The organism is Microbacterium terrisoli, from assembly GCF_030866805.1.
In the GTDB taxonomy this organism is placed as follows: Bacteria; Actinomycetota; Actinomycetes; order Actinomycetales; family Microbacteriaceae; genus Microbacterium; species Microbacterium terrisoli.
The window spans coordinates 3,410,915-3,431,492 of record NZ_CP133019.1 but is presented as its reverse complement, the minus strand read 5'-3'; the positions used below and the strand labels follow the sequence as shown (position 1 = coordinate 3,431,492).

Below are 20,578 nucleotides of genomic sequence, written 5' to 3'. Positions count from 1 at the left end.
CTGGTGGGCGCATGGACAAAAGATGAGATTCGTCTCATATTCTGCCTATGCTCAATGTGTCCCACGCATCGTCGCGTCGGCCGGTGTCGGAGGTCCGCTGTAACGTCGCTCGGCTGGGCAGATGGTCCGGTGTGGACAGAGGAGTCCATCAACAGACGGGAGACGAAGCGATGGGCTGGCCGGAGCACATGGACCCTTCACTGCAGGCTTATATCGAAGAGCGGCAGTTGAAGGCCTTGCAAACGTATGAAACGGACCACGACTTGTTGGTCGAGCACGTGAGGCAGGAAGACAGCTTCAAATCGGGTGGCTATGGGACGCGCCAGATCAGCGAGTTGCTGCAGAACGCCGTGGACGCGCTCGGGGCGACCGGCGGCTCGGGAACGGTGGAACTGCGCTTGGCCGACGGCGCCCTCTATTGCGCCAACGAAGGGGCCGCGTTCACGCAAGACGGCGTGCGCGCCGTGACCTATGCGTTCCTCAGCCCCAAACGTGAGGACCAGATCGGCCGCTTCGGCCTCGGGTTCAAATCCGTGTTGGGCGTCACTGAACACCCTCAGATCTACAGTCGATCGGTCGGGTTCGAGTTCAACGCCCCCGGGACAGCCGAACTCTTCTCCGGTATCCCCACCGCAGGAGGGCGGGTGCCGCTCCTACGGGTGCCACAGCTCGCCGATCCGCTGACGGCAGCAGCGGAAGACCCGAACCTGGCGGAGATGATGCAGTGGGCGACCACGATCGTGAAGCTGCCGCTTACGCGCGAAGGAAGCCGCCTGCGGGATGAGCTCGAGAATTTCCTCCCCGAGACGCTGTTGTTCTTCAAGCCGGTCGACAAGTTGCGGATCACGTGGCAGCGGGCCGTGGGCGCGGCGGCCGAATCGCGTGAATTCCTGCGTGACGGCGATGTCGACGATGGCGAGGTGACGATCACGCCACCCGAGGGCGACCCGCAGCGGTGGTTGTACGCGGAGCGCACCTACGAGCCGTCGGAGGAGGTGGCGAGCACATTGCCCGACACATCTCGGCGAAGCTCAATGACCGTGTCATACGCAGTCCGACCCGACAACGGCACGCGCACAGGTCGTCTCTGGGCGTGGTTCCCGTTGCGAGATGAGACGACCGCGGGTGGCGTGTTCAATGCGCCGTGGCAGGTCAACGACGATCGCACGTCACTGGTCAGCGGGTCACAACTGAACCGCGCCATGCTCGGCGTGGCCGCTGACCTGTTCCTCGACGTCGTGTCGCGTGCCTCCACCGCCGGCGACCCAGCAGCACACCTGGACTTATTCCCAGCCCGCGGCAAAGAGACGCGTAGCAATGCCGATCGCTTCCTGACCGACGAGATACCGACACGTGCGGCCAGGCGGACGATGATCCCTGACACGACCGGGGCATTGCGGGTGCCGTCATTCTTCGAACGGGTTCCCGATTTACAGAAGACGCCGATCACGGCGTCAGCGGCGAGAGAATGGCAGGATCACGTCGCCCGCGAGACGATGCCGCACTGGCAGTGTTTCACGACGGCAACGCGGCGCGCCAGACTTCGGACTTTGCTCGGTGGGTCGGATGAGCAGCGGTCCGCACGCGAGACGACCGTCGCTGCCTGGCTGGAAGAACTGGCCCGGTCCGGGGACGTCGGCATTGTGGCTGCGCTCCAGGTCGCGGCCGAACTCCGGGCCGGCAACGCCGACACGCGCGCTGCAGTAGGCGGCGCCCCTATCGTTCCCATGGAGGGAGGTGGGTGGGCGCGCGTCGATGCGACGTCCTCGGTGCTTGTCCCCGTCGACGGGGCGAGCGCCCCCGAAGGGGTGAAAGTCGTCCGCGCTAGCTTCGCCCGTGAGAAGGGCGTCGCGCACCTGCTGCGATCACTGGGCTTCCGGGCGGTGTCTGCCGATGAGACGGCGACTGCTCTGGCCCACGCCGCGTCACATTCGTGGACGGAACGAGATTGGAAGAGATTCTGGAACGTCGTGTCGGCGGCGACCCCCGCGGTCGGAAAGCTCGCAGTCGAGACTGTTCGGCAGAGGCACATCGATGTCTTCGTCCCGACAACCGCCGGAAGGTGGGAACGTGCAGGCCGGGTCGTGGCCGACGGTGCGATCGTCCGGTCGGCGGAGGGACGGCACCTGGACGCGAGCATCATTCCGAATAGGACACTGGCGATTGCGGCGGGCGCGGTGACAGGGCCTGTTGACGATTACGCGGTCGAATTCGATGCTTTGTGGCCGATGTATTCCTCGGCGATGGAATCGACGGCACGCAAGATGCTTCGCGACAAGGGGGTGACGGGCGCCCGCGTGGTCATCCCGAGCGGCACCGGTGTCGGGCCGCTCGACATCCTGGATGAGGATCTCACCGAATCAGACCGGATCGACTGGACGCGGCGTGTGCTTGTCCTCATGCGTAGGCGTGAGGACATGGTGCGGGTCTCAGTGGGGGCACGGCATGCAGACGTGCCGATCCTCAGCTTCGCCTGGTGGTCTGTTTGGCACTTCGGACGGGTTCTGAGCACCCGCGGTGCGGTAGACGTGCCAGAGGCGGTCGGGGCCAAGCTGCAGCGGTTCGGTCCATACCTGCCGGTCGTGCCGGCCGAGGTCGGGCTTTCTATCGGTGCGCCGAACGAACTTGCCGGCGTGCCGCCGCAACTGCTGAGCTCCTTCCTGGAACGAGACGGTTATGGCGTGGAGACCCCGTCCGTTTTCGCCGAACTCATCCGAGAGTGTGCAGCTCGCACCGACCTCGCACTGCCGGCACGCATCCCGGCCCTCAGCCGCGGTATGGTGATGCTCTCGCCGCGAGGAGAAGTGGCCGTCACTGCGCAGCCGGTGGAGACGGTAGCGCTCGACGAAGCGGGCGTCCCATACATCCCGACAGACGGTGACTACGGGAAGCTCGTCGAGGGATGGGCACTCATCCACGCGGCTGATGCTCTGCAACAGTCTCTCGAGGTCGTCGGGCTGGAACCCGCCGTGCCGATCCTCGACCTCTACCCAAGCCTGCAACAGTCGGTCGGTGTCGGACTCAGAAAGCAACGGATCGCGCGCGCGACCTCATTGAAGCGAGTGCTCCAGAGCGCAAACGGTATCTCCAAGCGGTCGCTGCGCTCGGCCAAACACGACGGGGTCATCGTGGTGGATGCGGTCTTCGACTCCGAAACCACGCTGCTCGAGGCATCCAAGGCCCTTGATCTTGGGCTCACGCTTGATGATGCTCGCCGGGTTCTGGCCGCGGATGAAGACTTGCACCGCAGCGAGCTGATCCAGCAGGCTCAGACCGCGCGGAATGACGAGAAGCGGCTGTTGATTCTGGTCGGTGCCGACGTGCTGCGGCGGACACTCCCGAATGGGCTGTTGCCTGCCGTCGAATCTCGGATGGGTGTACTCGAAGACCGCGAGGTGGCGGAGCTGTTCCTTCAGGTGTATGCGCACGATGCTGTGCGCGAGATCCGCCACGAGCTCGCCCGTGCGGGTATTCCTGTCCCGACGACGTGGGATGGCAGCCCGGCCGCACAGCGGGACGTGAAGCGGCTCGGGTTCGACACCGCCTATGCCGGGAGGCGCGAGGCGCGCCCGTCACATGTCACACAGGTGCAAGGCAAGCTGGTGCTGAACCCTCTGCACGACTACCAGCAAATCCTCGCAGCGAAGATCACGGAACTCGCGACGGCGGATGACCCTTCGAAGAAGCGTGGACTGCTTTACCTGCCCACGGGCGCGGGCAAGACGCGCGTCACGGTGGAGGCCATCGTTGACCTCATGAAGACCGGCCAAGTGAGTTCACCGCTGCTGTGGATCGCACAGAGCGAAGAGCTCTGCGAGCAGGCAATCGAAGCCTTCAGTGACGTGTGGCGTTGGAAGGGCGATGAACGTGTGCTGGACATCAGCCGCTTCTGGTCGAGCCATGAACTTGACGAATCAGATGAAGACCTTCAAGTCGTCGTCGCGATCGATGCCACTCTCAGCAGCAGGCTCGAAGAGCCGCAGTACAGCTGGCTTGCGAAGGCGGGCATGGTGGTGATCGACGAGGCCCACACGGCATTGGCCGCAAGCTACACGACGATCCTCCGTGCACTCGGGCTCACTGCAGCTCGAACGGATCGTCCGCTGCTGGGGCTGACGGCGACCCCCTTCCGTGGGCGTAACGAAGAGGTGAACCGAAGGTTCGTCCAGCGCTTCGGTGAGCGTCGGCTCGAGTCGCTCGATCCCGATGACCCGATCGGCCAGTTGCGTGACATGCACGTTCTCTCTGAGGTGGACTATGACCTGCTCGACGGGATCGCTCTCGGCGTCGGAGATCAGGACGCGGAATTCTTGAAGATGAAGGAAGTGACGCCGGGGATGCTCGGCTTCATCGGGCAGGACATCAAGCGCACGCAGTCGGTCGTCGACCACATCCACGACCTTCTACAGGAACACCCGGATTGGCCGGTGCTGGTGTTCGCAGCATCCGTCGCATCGGCGCACACGACAGCAGCGCTACTGAGAGTTGCCGACGTGAGGGCGGATTCGGTCGACGGAGGCATGCGCAAGCAGCAGCGGCGGGCGGTCATCCAGCGGTTCAAAAGCGGCGAGGCACAGGTGCTGGTCAACTGTGACCTGCTCACCCAGGGATTCGATGCGCCGATGGTGCGCGCGCTCTACATCGCCCGACCGACGTTCAGCCCCAACAGGTACCTGCAGATGGTCGGCCGTGGCCTACGGGGCCCGAAGAACGGCGGCACCGATCGATGCCTGATCGTCAACGTGGAAGACACCTTCGACCAGTTCGGCGAGAAGCTGGCATACAACGAGTTCGACTATCTGTGGAGGAAGTGATGACCGACGTGCAGAACGCTGAAGAAGTGTCGGCGAACGGCGGCGGGATCACAGATCCCCGCGCCGGGCGTGATGCTGTGATCGCGGAGTTGCGGGCGAGATGGCTGGGGCCGCGGCTCGGCGGCGAAGAGCTGCTCGACCAGAACCCCGTATACGCCTACCTCGTGGGGACCCTGTATCCGGTCGAGAAGGGTGCGGTGACGGGATCCGTGCTGTCGGATCAAGACGACGAGACAGAGTCGGATGATGGTGCGGACGACGCCGCAATCCTCGCCGATGACGCGGGGCTTCTCGAAGACGGGGATGTCACTGCCGATGATGACGCCGATGAAGACCTCGGTGTCAACATCACGGGCGCATTCGGTTGGGCGCCTCAATCATTCGGCACTTCATTCGTGCACGCCGGCGCCACAGTGACAGTCGCGGTCTCGGCGGGTGTCTACGATCACGCGGCCGACGAACAGGGCACTGCCCACGTCTGGCGTCGCACGCAGCTGGAAGACACGACGCACGTTGACGTATCTGCCACGGGCAGCCGACTCATCCTCGACACCCGAGCACGCTTGTCATGGCGGTCTCGGCGGCACAACGGGCGTCGCCTGACCACCTTCTCATTGTCCAATGCGGCAGAAGTGAGCGCGGGCGAGGCGAAGAAGCATCCGGATCTGTGTCTGTTCCAGGCATCCATGTCTTGCACCGACGACGCGGGCATCGAGCCTTACCCACAGAGTGACGTGCATGCCTCGGATGAGGATCGCGAGCTCTCATTCCGCTACCGCACCAAGCCGATATACGCGATCGGTCACGGCGTGGCGGTCAGGTGGAGTCCCAGGGAAGCGCCCACAGTCGTGACGACCGCTGTGCTGCCCGAGGTCGAGGTCGGTGCGATTCGGGCAAAAGGTGGGGACGGCAACACATACCGGATGAGGTGGCTCGCAGACGATACCGTGTCCAGCGGCGACCTGATCGCCGGTTTGGGCCGTGTCGCAGAGGACTACCGGAACTGGATCAAAACTCAAGAGGCACAGCTCGAGGGGTTCAGCGCTGCCGAACGCGAGATAGCGACGTCGATCATCACGCGACAACAACGCGCGGCAGAGCGTATCGAAGAGGGGATCGAGGTCCTACAGCGCGACGAGGAGGTCCGCACCGCATTCCGCATGGCGAACGTGGCGATGCGGTGGCAGATGCTGCGGCAGGGTGGCCAGGTCGGTGCGGCCACGCGATACGGCAACGAACTGGACTCCGACTTCGGCACGGACGAACCGCAATGGCGGCCGTTCCAGCTCGCGTTCATCCTTGCCGCACTCGCATCCACGGTCGACGATGAGCATCCAGACCGCGAACTGGTCGACCTGATCTGGTTCCCGACCGGCGGTGGAAAGACCGAAGCATATCTGGGTCTCGCCGCCACCGAGATGATCCGCCGTCGACTCGTCCGAGGCCATCGAGGAGGAGGGATGGCCGTCCTCACGCGCTACACGATGAGGCTGCTGACGGCTCAGCAGTTTCAGCGGGCCGCCACGTTGATCTGCGCGTTGGAACTCATGCGCTCAGACGACGAACGGCTGGACGAAGCGCCCGCCTTCTCCATCGGGCTGTGGTTGGGCAATACGACCACGCCGGGAACGTACAAGCAGGCGAGGGACAGGATGCGTGAAGTGCTCGGGCAGGGCCGGCCGGAGAACCCCTTCCAGCTGCTCAATTGCCCCTGGTGTGCGACGCAGATCATGCCCGAAAGGCGCACCTCGAAGGAGGGGGCATACGGGGTGCGCGCGACCACACAGAGTTTTGAGTTCTTCTGTCCAGATGACGAGTGCCCGTTCCACGACGAGTTGCCGGTGCAGGTCGTTGACGAGGGTATCTACGACAATCCACCGACCATGCTGGTGGCAACGGTCGACAAACTCGCCCGTCTCGCGTGGATCACGCAGGGCGCGAAGCTGTTCGCCACGAACAGCTCTGTCGACCAGCCATCCCTCGTCATCCAAGATGAGCTCCATCTTCTGTCTGGGCCGCTCGGTACGGTCGTGGGCGTTTATGAGGCGGCCATCGGTGGGCTCCTCAGTTGGCGAGGGACGGCTCCGAAGGTCGTGGCGTCCACCGCGACGACGCGTGCGTCAGAGCGTCAGGTCCGTGAGCTCATGGGCAAGGGAATCGCGGCCTTTCCGCCCAGTGGACTCGACGCCGATGACAACCACTTCTCAGAGCCGGACCCGGATGCGCCCGGCCGGTGCTATCTGGGGATCATGCCCCAGGCACACACGCCGTCGTGGGCAGTCGGACAGCTGTCGACAGAGATGCTCGACGCACCGGTGGCAGTCGGGCTCGAGGGCGGTGCGAAAGATGCCTATTGGACGCTTGTCGTTTACCACAACAGCCTGCGCGAGCTCGGACGCACGGTGACGATTCTGCGCGACGATGTGTCTGCCAATCTGAGCCGGAGGGCGAGGGTTGAAGGCCGAGCGCGTGAGATCGGATCGGACGGCGTTCATGAGCTGAACGGAAACGTCGATTCTGCAGAATTGACGGCACTGCTCGGTCGGTTGGCGCTCGGCCCTGATCAGCGGGAAGTCATTGACGCGCTCGCCACCACGAACATCATGTCGGTGGGTGTCGATGTGGGGCGGCTCGGGCTCATGCTCGTCAACGGTCAGCCGAAGACAACGGCGGAATACATTCAAGCAACGTCCCGGGTAGGACGCGGGGCGACTCCGGGGCTTGTCGTGACGATGTTCCGTTCGGGGAAGCCTCGCGACAGGTCGGTGTTCGAATCGTTCGGTGCCTATCACGACGCGTATTACCGTTTCGTCGAGCCGTCCAGCGTCGCGCCTTGGTCGTTCCAAGCCCGCCGTCGAGCACTTCGCGCAGCATTGGTCATCCTCGTCCGGCACGGGGTGGGGCTCTCCGGCAACTCGGACGCCGCCTTGTTCGACGCGGACTCAGCGTCGGTCAAGAAAGCTGTCGCGCTGTTGAAAGCACATGTGGTCGCTTCGGATGCGCGCGAGGCGGCTGCGGTCGCCGAAGAGATCGACGATGCGGTGCTTGATTGGGTCGAGCAGCGGGACCGACTGCAGAAGGGCGGCCAGGCTCTCATGTATGACTCGCGGGATGAGCAGGAGCGGCTGCTGCGGCAGTTCACCTCGCCGGGGAGGGGATGGCCGGTGATGAATTCGATGAGGAATGTCGACAAGGTTGTGAAGGTACGGGCGAACGGAGAGCGAAATGGCTGAGCGGCAGGTGAAGACGATCAGAGCCTCTGAGACGGTTTCGCCCTATGGGCCGGGCGCGGTGGTCGACATCCTCGGGCAGTCGTTCATGGTCCCTACTGGGGACCGTTGGCCGTCACCGAAGGTGCGTACGCAGATCACGTCGGAGCGGTTGGCGGACGCGCTCGGTGTGGACGAGTTGTGGGGTGCACCGACGACGCACGATCCTGACAATTCCAGGGTTCCGTCTCTTGAATTCGAGCGTTTTCCGGCGTGGTTGTTCTGTCAGGCGTGCCGGCGGATGGTGCACTGGAAGCGTCAGATGGAGAACGGAGGCGTGCCGCACTGTGCCGTGGCCGGATGTGACGGCCGGCTGGTACCGATGCGCTTCGTGGCCGTCTGCACGGAGGAGAGCCACGTGGCCGACGTCCCGTGGGCGTTTTGGATGCACCGCGACGCACAGGGCGACTGCACGGCCGAAGATCAGCTTCGGTTCGAAAACGCCGAGGGCCGCAGCGGTGGACTGAGCAGTCTGCGGGTGCGATGCGAGCGCTGTGGACACTCTCGCTCCCTCGGAGAGCTGCGCCGCGATGTGTTCCGCGCGGAAGGGATCACTTGCCACGGCACGCAGCCGTGGCAACAGACATGGGGTCAATGCGGCAAACCGTTGGACCCGCAGCAGCGAGGCGCGACCAGCCTCCATTTCTCCGACATCGTGAGCGCCATCGACATTCCCGCAGTTGAGAGCCGCGCTGATGAATTCCGAGACAGCGTGCAAGGCCATGTCTTCTACGGCGCATTGCGTGCCGCGGAGCCGGGCTCTTCGACTTCGGAGATGCTCGCCCGAGAGATTGCCAGTGATTTGGGCGTGGAGGTCGACGACGTGCTCTTGGCGGCTGGTCCTGAGTCGGCACAACCGTCGAGCGTGCGGATGACTCGGAGTGGGCTCCAGTCGGCCGAGTTCGAAGCATTCATCAAAGCGATCGCAGGTGATGCGCCGGTGGAGAACTTCCACACGCGCGTAGCGACGCTGCCCGGCGCGCAAGGCAATGCGGCAGAGGGGCTGGGTGCGCTCATCTCGGACATCGTCATGGTGGACCGTCTTCGAGACGTACGTGCGGTCATCGGGTTTCGCCGTCACACGCCCGATGCGAAACTGGTGCCTGCGGTGGCTGTCGAGCCTCACATGAAGACGTGGCTTCCTGCCGTCGAGGGATACGGTGAAGGAATCTTCTTGCGCTTCGCGCCCGATGCGGTCATGCGGTGGCGACAGCAAGCCGCGGTGGAAGAACGTGGCGCCGTACTCCTCAGACACCAGAATCAATCGGTGCTGGGTCTGAGGCTCCACGCCGTGTCTGCGGAGTACGTCCTTCTGCATACGTTCGCCCATCTCCTCATGCGCGAACTCGCGTTCAGCAGCGGGTACACCTCGTCGTCGATTCGCGAGCGGATCTACTGCGAGTCCGACGGTGACTACGGCGTGTTCATTTACACAACGTCGTCCGACGTGGAAGGCACTCTGGGCGGACTGGTCAGACAGGGAGAACCGGATTTGCTCGCTCAAGCGATTGTGCGCGCGCTTGAGCAGGCAGCGTGGTGCCCGAATGACCCTGTGTGTATCGAGACCGAGGCACAGAGCATCGATGGGCTCACCATGGCGGCGTGTCATGCATGTTGCCTTGCGCCCGAAACGTCGTGCGAATCGCAGAACCTTCTGCTGGATCGCGCCCTGGTGGTCGGAGGCGGCGGTGTCACCGGCTACTTCGGCGCAGTCGTGGATGGTTTGCTCGGGCAGCGTGGTTAGGGCGATTGTACTGCGAGGCGACGTCTGCTCTGACGGTATGCCACTTCTTCAGTTTCAGCGTGCGCGAGGGGGCCGTATGTCACCGCCTCGTTGGAATGTTGCCCATGCGCTTCACGTTGGACGGGAGTTTCTCGAGATCGACGTGCCAACCTTCGTCGCTCAGTCGCCAGGGCGCGCGTCGATCACCATGAACAGGAGCCAGGAATCCGTGATTGCGAAGGTACTGTGCCGCCCAGCGCACGTCATATTGCCAGGTGAAGAACAGGTCGCCAGATTGCCGCAGGTCATTCTCATGAACCTGCCAAATGTACTTGGTGACTTCAACAACCGAACCGGATCCGCCGAGTGAGCGGAGCGCCTCCACGACGAAGGCTTTGAACGTCTCTCTCCCTAACATAACGCCAGCCTACTTGCCATCATCGTTCGATACGGCCACAGCCGAGAGGTCAGCGCGACTCCAGTTGCGAGTTTCGAGAGTCTCGTGTATCCCCGGCACACCACTCGCGGTTTCATTCATGGCCTATAGGTCCACGAGCAGCACTGTCTTCTGTGATGTGCGGGTGTTACTGCCGCCCTCGGGTCAACTCGGGGCCAACGACGCCTCGGGAGAAGCAATATGCTGGCCAGCATGGACAGCAAGGCGAGGGAACGGCGGGCATGGTTGGTACGCGGGTCGAAGAACTACGCCTTCGATGCGTGGATGCTTGACAACGGGTACACGGGAGTCGACTTCCATGAGGTGGGGACGTTGGCTGTGGCGGAGGATCTTGCGAGCATGAAGACTCTCTTGACGCCGTTGATGCCCGGGAAGTCCACCAATTCCGTTGGCAATTACGCGGCACAGCTCAATGCTTTCGCGAACCGGATCCAAGTCGGTGACATTGTCGTTCTACCACTCAAAGGATCGGGTCGTCTCGCCCTCGGCGTAGTGACAGGTGGATACCAATACCTCTCGGGCGCCGGAGTGCTCAATCACGTTCGAAGTGTGGAGTGGAAAAGGACTGATGTCGCGCGCACGGTAATCAACCAGGATTTGCTCTTCTCTCTCGGCGCATTCAGCACTGTCGTGCAGATCAGTCGAAATGACGCGGCGTATCGACTTGGAGCCATTCTCGACGGCGCGGAAGCGGACCCCGGAGCACGTGCGGGCGTGTCGCTGGCGGTGTTCAAGGCAGATGAGGACGTGGTCGACACCGAAGAGGCCATCGCGAGTGACGGGCAAGACATCATCCGTTACTCGCGTGACCGAATCCTGAGTCGCATTCGAGAACAGTACTCAGGGCACGCTCTTCAAGGCCTCATCGCAGAAATCTTGACGGCTGAGGGTATGACGTGCAAGGTCCAGCCGAAGGGCGCGGACGGCGGTGTCGATATCATCGCCGGCTCGGGGGTTCTGGGCATCTCTGCCCCCACGATCATCGTCCAGGTCAAATCACAGACCTCGCGGGTTGGCTCTGAGGTACTCGACCAGCTGGGTGGCGTGGTCAGCCAGCACCAGGCTGATCACGGCTTGCTAGTGGCGATGGGCGGGCTGACCTCGCAAGCCGAAGCGAAGGTGAAGATGCAGCGTCTGAAGGTCGCGGTGTGGGATGCCGAAGAGGTTGTCGACCGCCTGCTGAAGCACTTCGACGTCATGTCAGATGCCGTCAGGGAGGCCATCCCGCTGCGTCGCGCTTGGGTGATCGACGAAGGCGCTGACGGCTGACTCTGCGCAGGCCGCGACGAAGGCCAAGTCGAAGGTGAAGGCAGTTTCAGACGCCGCTAAACGGTCGCCTCGACATCCCCCAGCAACCGTCTCCGCTCGTCGGCGACGATTTCGCGAGCGAGTGCTGCTTCCGAGATGTCGACGGCTTCGGGTGTTTCGTTCGCGGTCTCACTGATGGCGGCGAACTCCTGGAAGAGCGCTTTCTTCGTTGCCAGGATTTCGGTCACCCGGCGGTCAGCACCCTGCTCCGACAGCAGGCGGTGCACCTGGACCGACTGAAGCTGACCCATGCGATGCGCGCGCGCGATCGCCTGCCACTCCGTCGTCGGCTTTAGCTGGGGCTCGCAGATCACGACGACCGACGCCGCCTGGATGTTGAGCCCGACGCCACCGGCAGCGATCTGCGAGACCAGCACCGCGCCTTGTGGCGCTGCGGAGAACCGGTCGATGAGGTCTTGTCGCTTCGTGGCAGGAACGCTTCCGGTCAGCGGGCCGACCACTGCACCGGGGAGGGCGGCGGTGACGGCGTCCAGCACGGCCAGGTACTGCGAGAAGACGATCACGCGCCGACCGTTTGCTTCGGCCTCGGTGACGATATCGGTCAGGCGCTGGATTTTCTCGGACTTCGCACCCTGGAGCATTGGCGCCTGACGCATCGTGTGGAAGTTGCCCGCGCGCACGGCATCGCGGTAGGCGGTGGCATCCATCGTCGAGAACGGCAACCACTCGTCGACCTCCACCAGCTCGGTGAGCACATCCTCGTAGACGCGAACCGGCTTGTCACGCCGCCCATGAGCACTCAGTGCGGCGCCCGCAGCTGGTCGACCGGGCGCAGGGCGGTGTCGGCGCTGCATCCCAGCTCGCCGGGCTGCAGCAGCACCCGTGGAACGTGCAGCACCTCGACCTCGCCGGTGGGCCGGCGCACCGCGAGCAGGCAGTGGTCGGCATTGCCCATCGCGAACCCGATCTGCTGGTCGGCGATCGCGACGGACGGGTCGAACGCGACCTCGCGGTCGCCGGTGGGTTGCGGCATCCTCTTCTTCACTTCGGTGAGGATGTCGTCGGCCGACGCCTGCGCGGACGCGTGGGTGAGCACGTCCACGACGACGTCTTCGGTTCCGTCGGGCACGACCAAGACGGGGCGGGTGTCGACCGGGGGATCGATGGGATGCGCATCGGCCGGGCAGTCGATGGGCCGGGCCACGGCGGTGTCGTCGTCCCAGCGCGCGTGGTTCTCGGTGGTCACACCCCAGTAATCGAACCTCGACTCGAAGCACGCCACGTAGGGATCGGCGCCGTCATACCGCTCGATCGTGACGCGCAGCTGCAGGGCGCCGAACGGGTCTTGGTGCGTCGCGTCGGGGTAGGTCGTGTATCCGATCAGCTGGGGTGAGGCGCGTCCGTCGAGCTGCTCATCGGCCCAGCGGGCGTAGTCCTCGATCGTGTCGGTCGGTCCGCGGTACAGGTGTCGGGCGATCTCAGCGACGGTGTGGCGAGCCTCGGTCGCGTGCTCGGCGTCGCGGGCGGATGTCGCGGAACTGCAGCCGGCAAGCGCCGCTGCGACCAGGAACGGTGCGACCAGCGTCGCGATGCGGCGAGGGTGACGAGGGCGCATCAATCGATCTTGACACAGGGGCATGGCGCGGTGCGCCTGTCACAGGTCGGGCGGCGAAGCCCCCGCGTTCGCCGCCCGGGCGCCCGCACGTCCGGGTGAATCGGCCGTCACGCGCGTCGACGGCCACGCGCGCGAGGAGGACGCACGGAATCTGCGCGTGGCGCCGTGTCGCGTCAGCGGCGCCCGCCGAGCCGGTAGAACACGAACGGGATCGCCGAGACGACGCAGCTGACGGCGGGCACGATCGTCAGCGACACGAAGACGGTGCCCTGCATGGCAGGGGTCACCGTCACCCCCGCCTCGTACCCGGCCAGCACGATGAACACGCCGAACACGAGCACGGCCAGCGCGTTCATGATCTTCGTGACGAAGGTGAGGCTCGAGAACGAGATGCCGTCGTTGCGCATGCCGGTGCGGCTTTCGGCGTCGTCGACGGCGTCGGCGATCATCGTGGCCTGCACGACCAGGAAGATCCCCAGGCCCAGTCCGGTCAAGAAGATGAACACGAGCAGCACGGCGATGTTCTCGAACCCGGCGAAGAACATCGCCACGTACAGCGCGGCGCTGATCAGTGAGCTGCCGATCACCAGGGTGCGCGCAGACATCCATCGCAGCAGCACCGGGGTCGAAAACGATGCGAGCACCATGCCGACGATGATCGCGGCGCCGATCAGGGTGAAGGCGCCCTCGTCGTCGTAGGCGATGACGACGAAGACCGCGCCGCCGGCCTGCACGATGTAGCGACCGAACGCGAGAGCCGAGCCGAGCAGCACCATCAGCAGGGGCGTGTTGTGCACGAGAGTGCCCACCAGCTGGCGCACGGTGAGCCGCTCGCGAACCCCGGGCGTGTGCCGCTCGCGCCCGTTCACGAACGCGAACAGGAACAGCCCCATGCCCAGCACCGAGGCGATGCCGACCGCCAGGGTCCAGCCGGGCCCCGTGGTCGAGCCCCCGCCACTGACCAGCCGCGCGAGCCACGGCATCCCGAGCGTGGCAAGTCCCAGCGCGATCGCGCCGAACGCGCGCACATCCGAGATGACCCGGGTGCGGTAGGCCGGCTCGGGGAACGCCGAACCGATCAGCCCCCAGAACGGCACATCGCACGCCGTGTAGGCGACGCCCCACAAGAAGTAGCAGATGCCGAAGAAGACGAGCTTGCCCGGTTCGGAGACATCCGGCACCGCGAACAGCAGCGTCGACAGCGCGGCCACCGGCAGCGCCGAGAACAGGATGTACGGCCGCAGCTTGCCCCAGCGCGAGCGCGTCATGTCGATGATGCTGCCCATGATGGGGTCGCTGACGGCATCGAAGATCCGCGCGGCGGTCAGGATGCCGGTGACCACCGCCATGCCCTGCGTGCTGATGTGCGCGTACTGCAGCAGATACACCAGGATGAAGGTGGTCACCGTGGTGAGCACGATGTTCTGGCCGAACCCGGCCACCACGATCGAGATGCGCTGGGTGCGCCGGCTGGGTGCGCCGACCGGCGCCGCAGCGACGGTCATGCCTGCTCCAGCAGGATCGTCTTGATCTCGAACGGACCGAAAGCGACGCTGGTCAGGTCGGTGCGCTCGCCGGGTCGCTCGATGAGGTCGGTGAAGGTCGCACGCGTGTGCGGCAGGCGGGTGCGGATGTCGCAGACCGTGCCCCGGCCGAGGCTCTCGTACAGCCGCACGACCACGCCCGAACCGTCTTCGGCCGGTTTGATCGTCTCGATGACCACTCCCGGGTCGGAGACCGTCACGGCGCTGTCGAACACGATGCCGTCGGCCGGCAGCAGCGGATTGTTCAGCCGGTAGGCCTCGCGCACCACGGTGCCCACATCGCCCGGGTCGAACGGCAGGAACGCGTACGTGAACTCGTGCGTGCCGCGGTCGGCGGTCTTGTCGGGAAAGGTGGGTGCCCGCAGCAGGTTGAGGCTGATCAGTCCGTTCTTCGCGCGGTGCCCGTACTTGGAGTCGTTCAGCAGCGCGAACCCGCCGCCCGGGTTGCTCGTGGCGATCCATTTGTGCGCGCACACCTCGAACTGCGCCTGCTCGGCCGGGTCGTGCTCGGTCGTGGTGCGGGCGATGTGCCCGAACTGGATCTCGCACAGCGCCTGCGGGCCGTAGTGCACGGGCCGGAACTCGGCACGCAGCATCCGGTGCTTCTCGTGCCAGTCGACGTGGGTCTCGAATCGGATCACCGGGCTGCCGATCTCGAGGATGACCCGCTGGTGCACGGTGACCCTCGGGGCGCGGTACTCGTGGTGCCGGATGACGAACGGACCATCGATCGACGCGCGTGCCGCGGTGACGGTCAGCACCGTGGGTGTGGTGTCGACGTAGCCGGGGTCGATGTCCCAGGCATCGAACGGGATCTGCCGCGGGTCGTCATAGACGGCGAGCCGGTTGAACCCGTCGGCGACGTGCTCGGCGCCCGTGGCATCGACCACCGATGCGATCTCGCCCGAGGGACTGAACCGCACCGTGAGCCGATCGTTGGCCATCACATCGGCGGTGTGCGAGAGACCGTCGAAAGGCCCCGCCGGCTGTATGCGGGCAGCGGCATACGGTGCGACGTCCACCCGGTGCCACGCGCCGTCGAGGCGCAGGTGCTCGCGCCGCGGGAAGGAGGTGAGGTTGATCGCCGTCGGGACCTCACCGTCACCCGGGCCGGCACCCGGGTCGGCATGCGCACCGTCACCCGGGTCGGCATGCGGCAGCTGCGGCAGGAGTCGCGCGGTGATCTTCTCGAGCTCCTGCTCGGCCGCGGTGTACGACGCGCGTGCCTCGAGGTTCACGCGTTCGATCGATGAGCCGGGGAGGATGTCGTGGAACTGATTGAGCAGCACGTCGCGCCACAGCGGCTCGAGCTCGGCGCGCACGTCGGCGTGGCCGGCACCCTGCGTGGCGCCGGGCAGGCCGGTCAGCACGGCCAGTGCCTCGACCTCGTGCAGCATCCGCTCGACGAGGCGATTGTGCCGCTTGGTCTGACCCTGCGTCGTGTACGTGCCCTGGTGCGTCTGCAGATACAGCTCGCCGTCGTGCCGCGTGGTGATCTCGCGCTGCTCGAGCGCACGGAAGAAGTCATGCGCCGATGATTTCTGCACGCGTGGCAGGCCCCGCAGCGACGACTCGCGGGCGAGCAGCTCGAGGTGCTGCTCGCCCGGTCCGCCGCCGCCGTCACCGGCGCCGTAGACCAGGAGCGCCGTGCCCAGGTCGCGTTCGGGGTACTGTGCGATGCCCCTGAGCAGCCCGTCGGCGGCGGCGCGCGAGTTGTAATCGCCTTCGGGCGGCATGTGCACGAGCACCGAGGTGCCGTCGATGCCCGCCCATTCGAACGTGCGATGGCCGAAGTCGGTGACGCGGTTCCATGACAGCTTGATGGTCAGGAACCAGTCCATGCCGCAGCCGCGCAGAATCTGCGGCAGGTTGCCGTTGTAGCCGAACGTGTCGGGCAGCCAGCACAGGCGCAGCCGGTCATCATCGAGCCCGAACTCGTCCTGCCAGAACCGCCGCCCGACCAGCGCCTGCCGGATCAGCGATTCGCCGCCGGGCAGATTGGTGTCGGGCTCGACCCAGAACGAGCCCTGGGGTTCGATGCGGCCCGCAGCCACCGCATCCTGGATCTTCTCGTACAGTTCGGGATGCTGCTGCTTGGTCCACAGCAGCTGCTGGGGCTGGCTCGTGCCGTACACGTAGTCGTCGTAGCGGTCGATGGTCTGCAGCGCCCGCAGGTAGGTGCGCACGGCCTTGCGCTGCGTCTCGCGGATCGGCCACACCCAGGCCATGTCGAGGTGCCCGTGCCCGACCGCGCTGTAGACGAAGTCGCTCGTGGACGGGCGTGCCAGCTCGGTGGCCAGCCGTGCCCGGGCGGCGGCCGCGTCACCGGCGGAGAACCGTGCGTAGGCCTCGCGCAGTCCTGTCTGCAGGTCGCGGGCGAGGCTCGCATCGTCGGTCGAGAGCGCGAGCACGGCAAGGGCCAGGTAGTCGTAGTAGAGGCCGGCCGCGGTGTCGTCGCGCACCGCGATGTGCGCGCCGTGGAAGACGCCGCGGCCGATGCCGAGGAACAGGAAGCCGTTGAAGGTGACGTCCGCATACAGCTCGACGCGCCTGGTGGACAGGTCGGCGTGCGGCACGGGGCGAAACCCGCCGCCGAGCTGCGGCAGGTCGCCCTGCGTCCACACCGTCGTCACGGCATCCAGCATTATGCCGCCGGCGGAATACACGATGCCCTCGCCCCGGATGCCGAGCATGACCACCGACTCTCCGCCGACGGATGTCGCGGGCGGCACGTCGCCGGTGATGTGCAGCCATGCGCATTCCTGCACCCCGCCGAACTCGGCGCCGGCGCGGATCGGCCGGAAGGCGCCGCGGTCGAGGTCGGCGAAGGGGATCGGCTCGGGCGAGCGCACCACCTCGGCGTCGAGGTCGGCGACTCGGCGGTACGCTCGGCGGCGGATCGCCCGAAGACGCCGGCAGTGCACGGGATGCTTGTCGATCAGGCCGGGCAGCGTGGCGAGAACGTCGAGCATCGCACCTCCGTCGGGCCGCGGCAACGGCGCCGCGTGTGCCTGCCAGCCTAGGCGCGATGGGCGTTCACACGCCGAGGGGACGGTGGGCTACTCAGTCCTGGACGGGCTCGTCGGTCTCCGCGTCATCGGCGGCGGGTTCCTCAGCGGGTGCCTGCGCTGCCTCGGCGTGCTGCCGCGCTTTCGCCACGTCCGCCGGTACTCCGGGATATCCCGCGCCCCAACCGCTCATCACGCATCCTCGTCTTCGGGTCCGGGCGGCTCAACACCGAGCGCCCACGCTGTTCGGGACCATCCTCACGACAGACGACGGCCCCATCCGCGCAGCCCAAGTATACGGCCGCAGGCCACCGGAAAGCCATGGTTCGGCGCAGATTTCTTGCAATCGTTAGCCGATCGGCGTTCAGCGCAATGATCAAGGTATTTCTGAGTCATCCGACGTGTTTCACCGCAACTCTTGCAACTGCACTGCAACAGTTCGCTACGCTGATGACGTGGCCAAACGAGTGACGATCGCAGATGTGGCAGCGCGCGCCGGCGTGCACAAGGCGACGGTGTCGCGTGCCCTCAACAAGATGACCGAGCATCAGGTCAATCAGGCCACCGCCCGGCGGGTGCGCAAGGCGGCCCAGGAACTCGGCTATGTCGCCAACGCCGTCGCCCGGGGGCTGCGCACCAACTCGTCGATGACGATCGGCGTGATCATTCCCGACCTGACCAACCCGCTCTTCCCGCCGATGGTGCGAGGCATGGAGCACTACCTCGCACCGCGCGGCTACACGGCCCTGATCGCCAACACCGACGGCGACGACGACCTGGAACGCGCCGCGTTCGACTCGCTGTCGGGCCGCCGAGTCGACGGGTTCATCATCGCGACCGGTCGCATGCATCACGAGCTGATCGCCGACGCCTACCGCCGCGGTGCGCACGTCGTCATGCTCAACCGCGGCAGCACCGACGTGCCCTACTCGCTCGTCACCGGAAACGACGCGGCGGGCATCACCGCCGCGGTGGATCACCTGGTCGGGCTCGGGCACCGCGACCTGGTGCACCTGGCCGGCCCCAAGGATTTCACCACCAGCACCGTGCGCTCGAGCGCGTTCCTGGCCGCCGTCGGCCGGCACGCGGGAGTGACCGGGCGGCTCGTGCCCACCACGGCGCTGACCATCGAGGCGGGGCTGGTCTGCATGGATGGGATGCTGCGGCACGGCGACGTGCCCACGGCGGTGGTCGCCGGCAACGACATGCTCGCCGTCGGCGTGCTGCGCGCCCTGCGCCGGCACGGGCTGCGCTGCCCCGATGATGTCTCGGTCGTCGGGTTCAACGGCATGGACGCCACCGAAGACCTCAACCCTCCGCTGACGACGGTGCAGGTCCCCCACTTCGAGATGGGCACCGAGGCCGCCCGGCTGCTGCTGGACGACATCGCCGCCGACGAGCAGCGCAGCGTGACGGTGAGCCTGCCGGCGACCCTCATCGTGCGGGAGTCCACCGCTGCGCCGCGCCGCGCCGCGCGCGTGGCCTGACGCGCTGCGTCAGACCAGGATCAGCAGCGGCTCTTCGATGCGCCGCTGGAACGCCGCGAGCCACTGGGCGGCGAGTGCCCCGTCGACCGCGCGATGATCGACGGTCAGGGTGCACCGCATCACGGTGGCCACCGCGAGAGCGCCATCCACCACGACCGGCTGCTGCCTGGCTGCGCCGACGGCGAGGATGCCCCAATGCGGCGGATTGACGATCGCCGAGAACCCGACGGTGCCGAACATGCCCAGGTTAGAGACCGTGAACGTTCCGCCCTCGATCTCGGTCTGCGTCAGACGCTTGGCCCGGGCGCGTTCGGCGAGGTCGGCCACGGCCGCGCCCACGGCCGAGACGCTGCGCGATCCGACGTCGCGCACGACGGGGGTGACCAGACCTCCGTCGGTCGACACGGCGACGGCGACGTCGGCCCGCGAATGCTGCAGCATCCCTTCATCGGTCCAGGTGACGTTCGCCTCGGGCACGTCGCTCAGTGCGCCGGCGACGGCCTTGACGACGAAGTCGTTGACCGAGAGCTTCTGCCCGGCCAGGGTGGCGTTCACCTGCGTCCGCAGCGCGAGCAAGTCGTCGACGACGCACTCGGCGACGACCTGGAACTGCGGGATCGTGGCCTGGCTCTCGGTGAGCCGGCGCGCGATGGCGCGGCGCATGGGCGAGTGCGGCACCAGGACCGCGTCCGTGTCGACGGACGTGTCGGCGCGCGTTGCCGCGGCCGCCGGTGGGGTGGATGCCGGCTCTGCCGACGTGGACGCCGCCTGTGTCGCGGGTGCGCGGCGAAGCGCCGCTTCGACGTCACGGCGGGTGACGCGCCCCTCGGGGCCGGTTCCGGCGAGGGTCGCCAGCTCGACGCCGTTCTTTTGGGCGATCTTGCGTGCGATCGGGCTCGCGAACAGCCGCGCACCCGTGTTGCGCGCCGTTGGCTCTTGCGCCGTTGCTTCTCGCGTCGCCCGCTCTTGCGCCGCCGGCTCTCGCGCCGCGGGCTCTTGCGCCGCCGGTTCTTGCGTGGCCGGTTCTTGCGCCGCGGGCACGGGCGCCGACGGCGACTCGTCCGACACGGCGGCGGGCAGAGCATCCGGCTCGCCCCCGGCTCCGGCAGCAGACGTCAGGCCCAGCTCCTGTGCGGCGCGCGCGACATCTTCGCCGGCGTCGACCAGCACGGCGATCGGGTCGCCGACCGACGCGGCGACGCCTGCGGGCACGAGGATGCGCCCCAGGGTGCCGGCGGCTTCGGCCTCGTACTCGACGGTCGCCTTGTCGGTCTCGATCTCGACGATCGCGTCACCGACGGCGACCTCATCGCCTTCGGCGACCAGCCATGCGGCGATCGCCCCTTCTTCGGCGCCGGCGAGCACACTCGGCATCCGGATGACGCTGGCCAT

At 66.1% G+C, this 20,578-nt stretch carries 12 protein-coding genes; 5 read left to right on the top strand and 7 right to left on the bottom strand.

The features are described from left to right. Positions 1-170: 170 nt before the first annotated feature. The 3 genes from QU603_RS15535 to drmB are packed head-to-tail and all read left to right on the top strand — an operon-like array spanning position 171 to position 9,827. Entirely contained in the window at positions 171-4,814 is a 4,644-nt protein-coding gene (locus QU603_RS15535; protein WP_308492288.1) for a DEAD/DEAH box helicase, read from the top strand. Beyond that, positions 4,814-8,047 carry a helicase gene (locus tag QU603_RS15530; RefSeq protein ID WP_308492287.1) on the top strand — a complete coding sequence of 1,078 codons (3,234 nt, stop codon included), beginning with the start codon at positions 4,814-4,816 and terminating at the stop codon, positions 8,045-8,047. The genes QU603_RS15535 and QU603_RS15530 overlap by 1 nt, the downstream gene beginning before the upstream one ends. Next, positions 8,040-9,827 carry a DrmB family protein gene (drmB, locus tag QU603_RS15525; protein WP_308492286.1) on the top strand — a complete coding sequence of 596 codons (1,788 nt, stop codon included), beginning with the start codon at positions 8,040-8,042 and terminating at the stop codon, positions 9,825-9,827. The genes QU603_RS15530 and drmB overlap by 8 nt, the downstream gene beginning before the upstream one ends. A gap of 79 nt (positions 9,828-9,906) precedes the next feature. Here drmB and QU603_RS15520 read toward each other — a convergent pair whose 3' ends face one another. Beyond that, the gene (locus QU603_RS15520; protein WP_308492285.1) at positions 9,907-10,224 is read right to left on the bottom strand and encodes a hypothetical protein; all 318 of its coding nucleotides are present in this window, start codon (positions 10,222-10,224) and stop codon (positions 9,907-9,909) included. A 231-nt stretch (positions 10,225-10,455) separates the two neighbouring features. On the opposite strand from QU603_RS15520, the gene QU603_RS15515 reads away from it, so the two are divergent. Continuing rightward, positions 10,456-11,532, top strand: coding sequence for a restriction endonuclease (locus tag QU603_RS15515; RefSeq protein WP_308492284.1), 1,077 nt, complete (start codon positions 10,456-10,458; stop codon positions 11,530-11,532). A gap of 56 nt (positions 11,533-11,588) precedes the next feature. Here the strand turns inward: QU603_RS15515 and QU603_RS15510 are convergent, their stop codons facing one another. The 5 genes from QU603_RS15510 to QU603_RS15490 all read right to left on the bottom strand — a co-directional run bounded on the left by QU603_RS15510 (position 11,589) and on the right by QU603_RS15490 (position 17,892). Next, on the bottom strand, positions 11,589-12,287 hold the full coding sequence (locus tag QU603_RS15510; protein WP_308492283.1) for a C-terminal helicase domain-containing protein: 699 nt from the start codon (positions 12,285-12,287) through the stop codon (positions 11,589-11,591). A gap of 44 nt (positions 12,288-12,331) precedes the next feature. Continuing rightward, positions 12,332-13,147: a hypothetical protein gene (locus tag QU603_RS15505; protein WP_308492282.1), complete on the bottom strand. Its 816-nt coding sequence runs from the start codon at positions 13,145-13,147 to the stop codon at positions 12,332-12,334. Between the two features lie 173 nt (positions 13,148-13,320). Next, on the bottom strand, positions 13,321-14,652 hold the full coding sequence (locus QU603_RS15500) for an MFS transporter (protein ID WP_308492281.1): 1,332 nt from the start codon (positions 14,650-14,652) through the stop codon (positions 13,321-13,323). Further along, positions 14,649-17,663 carry an alpha-mannosidase gene (locus QU603_RS15495; protein ID WP_308492280.1) on the bottom strand — a complete coding sequence of 1,005 codons (3,015 nt, stop codon included), beginning with the start codon at positions 17,661-17,663 and terminating at the stop codon, positions 14,649-14,651. Before QU603_RS15495 ends, QU603_RS15500 begins: the two co-directional genes overlap by 4 nt. Positions 17,664-17,754: 91 nt before the next feature. Then, on the bottom strand, positions 17,755-17,892 hold the full coding sequence (locus QU603_RS15490; protein ID WP_308492279.1) for a hypothetical protein: 138 nt from the start codon (positions 17,890-17,892) through the stop codon (positions 17,755-17,757). A gap of 262 nt (positions 17,893-18,154) precedes the next feature. On the opposite strand from QU603_RS15490, the gene QU603_RS15485 reads away from it, so the two are divergent. Continuing rightward, entirely contained in the window at positions 18,155-19,186 is a 1,032-nt protein-coding gene (locus QU603_RS15485; protein WP_308492278.1) for a LacI family DNA-binding transcriptional regulator, read from the top strand. A gap of 9 nt (positions 19,187-19,195) precedes the next feature. On the opposite strand, the gene QU603_RS15480 is transcribed toward QU603_RS15485, so the two are convergent. Further along, complete coding sequence (locus QU603_RS15480) at positions 19,196-20,578, bottom strand: dihydrolipoamide acetyltransferase family protein (RefSeq protein WP_308492277.1); 1,383 nt, start codon at positions 20,576-20,578, stop codon at positions 19,196-19,198.

Coding starts and splice junctions, on each gene's coding strand:
- QU603_RS15535 (WP_308492288.1), top strand. CDS start 171: ATGGGCTGGCCGGAGCACATGGACCCTTCACTGCAGGCTTATATCGAA.
- QU603_RS15530 (WP_308492287.1), top strand. CDS start 4,814: ATGACCGACGTGCAGAACGCTGAAGAAGTGTCGGCGAACGGCGGCGGG.
- drmB (WP_308492286.1), top strand. CDS start 8,040: ATGGCTGAGCGGCAGGTGAAGACGATCAGAGCCTCTGAGACGGTTTCG.
- QU603_RS15520 (WP_308492285.1), bottom strand. CDS start 10,224: ATGTTAGGGAGAGAGACGTTCAAAGCCTTCGTCGTGGAGGCGCTCCGC.
- QU603_RS15515 (WP_308492284.1), top strand. CDS start 10,456: ATGGACAGCAAGGCGAGGGAACGGCGGGCATGGTTGGTACGCGGGTCG.
- QU603_RS15505 (WP_308492282.1), bottom strand. CDS start 13,147: ATGCGCCCTCGTCACCCTCGCCGCATCGCGACGCTGGTCGCACCGTTC.
- QU603_RS15500 (WP_308492281.1), bottom strand. CDS start 14,652: ATGACCGTCGCTGCGGCGCCGGTCGGCGCACCCAGCCGGCGCACCCAG.
- QU603_RS15495 (WP_308492280.1), bottom strand. CDS start 17,663: ATGCTCGACGTTCTCGCCACGCTGCCCGGCCTGATCGACAAGCATCCC.
- QU603_RS15490 (WP_308492279.1), bottom strand. CDS start 17,892: ATGAGCGGTTGGGGCGCGGGATATCCCGGAGTACCGGCGGACGTGGCG.
- QU603_RS15480 (WP_308492277.1), bottom strand. CDS start 20,578: ATGGCCAGCGTCATCCGGATGCCGAGTGTGCTCGCCGGCGCCGAAGAA.